The organism is Halococcus sp. PRR34 (genome assembly GCF_028617175.1).
GTDB lineage: Archaea > Halobacteriota > Halobacteria > Halobacteriales > Halococcaceae > Halococcus > Halococcus salifodinae.
In genome coordinates this window covers 1-584 of the sequence record NZ_JAQJDA010000075.1, presented here as the reverse complement: position 1 = coordinate 584, position 584 = coordinate 1, and the positions used below count along the sequence as shown (strand labels likewise).

Genomic DNA, 584 nt, shown 5'->3' with positions numbered 1-584 from the left:
TCATTCCTGGATCTACGTGAGCGTAGAACGTGGCTGTCGCTCCTCGCCAGCCTCGCTTCGGTCGAAGCGAGGCGGCTCAGGCGAGTCCGTGATCGCATCCCGCCGGCAATCCTACCCCGTTCGTTCGATACTTCTCCTTCCAACCGAGTTCATCGTCCAACACCTGTTCGACTCCGTGGAGAAACGCATCACCGAACGTGAACTCCACCGGGAGTGCTCGCCCGCCACGTTGTGGCGCGGCGAGCACCGCCCACTGGAGCACGACCCACAGCTGCTCTAACAGAAACCCAACGCCCACGTAGAACAACCGGATCGTCGTCGATGGCGTTGTTGTGAGGGCACGCGCTTCGCGGAACTTCTCGTAGCTCTTCTCGATCCGTGAGCGCTTGTTGTAGACTGTCGCGACCTGTCGCGGCGTGCGGTCTTCCAGACCGTACGCCGCGTATCCCGTCCGTTTTACCCCCGACTTCCCTCGATCTCCGTTGTGGTAGGTGACGTTCACCGCTAGTGGATACGTCTGTTCGTGCTCTTTGCCTTCACAGATCGTCTCTTCGGTCATATACGACGCGTTGACCGAGAGCTTC

1 pseudogene is annotated in these 584 nt (G+C 59.9%); it reads right to left on the bottom strand.

Going from position 1 to position 584, the window contains the following annotated elements:
* Positions 1–76: 76 nt before the first annotated feature.
* Positions 77–584: pseudogene (locus PHA81_RS20865) on the bottom strand (ISH3 family transposase); the annotation flags it as partial.